Origin of the sequence: Deinococcus detaillensis, assembly GCF_007280555.1 — a bacterium.
In the GTDB taxonomy this organism is placed as follows: domain Bacteria; phylum Deinococcota; class Deinococci; order Deinococcales; family Deinococcaceae; genus Deinococcus; species Deinococcus detaillensis.
This window is the reverse complement of record NZ_VKDB01000070.1, coordinates 1-2,407: the sequence shown is the minus strand read 5'-3', so window position 1 is coordinate 2,407 and position 2,407 is coordinate 1. Positions and strand designations below refer to the sequence as shown.

At 57.2% G+C, this 2,407-nt stretch carries 3 protein-coding genes; all 3 read left to right on the top strand.

The genetic code is table 11. The features are described from left to right. Positions 1 to 579 (top strand): hypothetical protein (locus FNU79_RS18805; protein ID WP_225430212.1); only part of this gene is annotated, 579 nt, incomplete at its 5' end. Next, the gene (locus FNU79_RS19325; RefSeq protein WP_185974828.1) at positions 480 to 719 is read left to right on the top strand and encodes a 5'-3' exonuclease H3TH domain-containing protein; all 240 of its coding nucleotides are present in this window, start codon (positions 480 to 482) and stop codon (positions 717 to 719) included. The genes FNU79_RS18805 and FNU79_RS19325, both read left to right, overlap by 100 nt. 81 nt (positions 720 to 800) lie before the next feature. Further along, positions 801 to 1,553, top strand: coding sequence for a hypothetical protein (locus FNU79_RS18795; RefSeq protein ID WP_143722318.1), 753 nt, complete (start codon positions 801 to 803; stop codon positions 1,551 to 1,553). Positions 1,554 to 2,407 lie beyond the last annotated feature (854 nt).

Sequence of the window (2,407 nt, the reverse complement as noted above, 5' to 3'; positions counted from 1 at the left end):
GTTGCCAGGGGGCAGGAGGGCAACTTTTACGGTTTGGCAAAGCACCGATTGATGACGATGCAGCGAACATTGATGAGGCAAGTCGAACCCATCCGGCTGATGGGAGCCATCGAGGGCGGCAAGACGTTCCGGCATGAGTTGTACCCGGCGTACAAAGCGCACCGGCCCGAGAAGGCTGAAGACTTCCGCGCATTGCTGGATGAGGCTCCCGCGATCCTGGCACGCGAGTTCGGTATGGAGATCTACCATTCACCGGGCTTTGAGGCTGACGACGTACTGGCCGCGATTGCCGATCAGTGCCTTTCTACCGAAGTGCGGCTGACCATCTGCAGCAACGACAAAGATTTGCTGGGCCTGGCCTTCGCCGGGCCGGAGGGCAGCGGCACGTTCGTGCTGCATTCGGAAGCGGGCAGCTACCACGCGCTGGGGCCTCTGGAGGTGCTGGCCAAGAAGAAAGTACGCCGCACCGCATTGCTCTCTTGCACGCCCTACAAGGGGACGCCAGCGACGGGCTCAAAGGTGTCCCCGGCATCGGCCCGGTGGCGGCAGCGAGGTTGGCCGGAGACCACCCTTCCATGAAAGCCATCTACCGGAACCTGAACAAGCTCCAGAAATCAGACCGCATGTCCCTGGAGTACGCCGGAGAGGAGTACGCGCTTTTGATGGAAACGCTGACGACCCTGCGCTTTGACGCGCCGGTCAAGCGGGTGCAGACCTGAAATTTCGGTCGGTGCCCGCTCACCGAAACAGGCTTTGCCTTACGGGGCAACCCTAAACTTCATCTCGTCCTTAGGAGAATTATGACCAAAGTTGATCCGTTGCTCAGCGCACTGCCCACCGATCTGTACCGCCCGCAACAAGACGCCGCGCTGGAATACTCCCAGATCGAGCAAGTCGGAGCCGAAGCCCGCGTCCGGCGCATGGACATCGTCGCCAGTCTGTACGTCGAAGAGCTGCCCAAAGGCAAGAACGGGCTGTTCGAGCGCATCGGCCAGCGGCTTCACCTCGAAGAAGGCGACAAGAAAGCCCGCAACACGCTCTCGGACGCCTGGAGCACCTTCCGCACCTTCCGACTGACCGGTGATCAGGGACTGGGCTACAGCCGTGAGGAACTGGTCAGCATCCCCGTTTCACGCCTGCGGGCCATCTCGCACAACCACGAGTGGGCCATGAAAAACCGCGATGAAGCCCGGACGCTGCTGAGTCAGAAGAATGAAGCGGAGATTCTCAAGCACATTCAGGAAGTCGATCCCAGCGCCAAGGCCAAGAAGAAAAAAGATGATTTTGTCAGCCGTGAGCTGCGTTTTACCGCTGAAGACGCTGCTGGATTCGATGAGATTCTCGGCGTCGTCGAAGCGAAGATGAGTCAGGCTGGAGAAACGCTAAGCGAAAATGCGGGAACAAGACGCGCTCAACTGGTGACGTTTGCGCTGAGCGAATGGCTGCTGACGCCAGTTCTGGCGACAGATGAAGAGGGCAATACGGTCAGCTTCTCGAACACGGAATTCATGAGCCTGGACGAAGAAGAAAATGCCGATCACGCCGCCGACTAAGAAACGGATACTGCCCAAGTTGCCTGCGGATTTGATTTGATTGAAGACGACAAGCTGCTCAATCACGGCAACACGACGGTCAAGGAAATCTTGACGAAACCCGAAACATTGACCCTTATGCCTTAAGAAGGTGCTCCCCAGTTGATGGAGAGGAACCTATGGTCTGGCAGGCACTGCAGCCCCATCTTTTTGGGGAGGAAATACCCTATGGGGAAGGCAAAAACCGTGACCCTCCTGCACCACTTGACCGATGAAGCGCAAGGCGGCGCAGTTCCTTGTGCTGTACAAGTAGTACCGATCACCTGAGTTGGGGAAAGCGTGAGACCAGCGGGCGGTGGATTGACCACTGGGCTGGCTCGGCTGGGCCATGGGGGCGCGGGAGCGGTGCTCGGCGAGAGAAGGAGGCGAGACTTTGGGGATCACCGGATAGAAAACGAATGTCCAGTTTTCTAAATCAAGACCTGGATTTTCCTTTGTGGACAGAGAATATATCCCAGTAGGGAGTCAAGCGCTTGACCGTAGGGAATAAGACACTTGACTCTCGCTTACCCTTTCACAGACCTAAACACTCCTAAAACGAAGGTTCATTCTTTTTTGGAGCGTCAAAACCCAACGCCTTGTCCCACATCGGCACTCTCATTCCCCGCTTGAGCAAAAGCTTGGGCTGCGGAAAGGAGGGGGAAAGGTTTAGGGAGGGGGTTTATATATTCAACATAAGGGCTTTCGGCCAGCGCCACTGTAAGGGTAAGGCCGTCGCCGAGAAAATCAGTCAGGATTCTAAGCCTCGCGTGCGCGTCGTCTCATTCTGAAAATCGGCCACGCTTCTTCCACCTACGCAGTGCTGTCCCCACAGG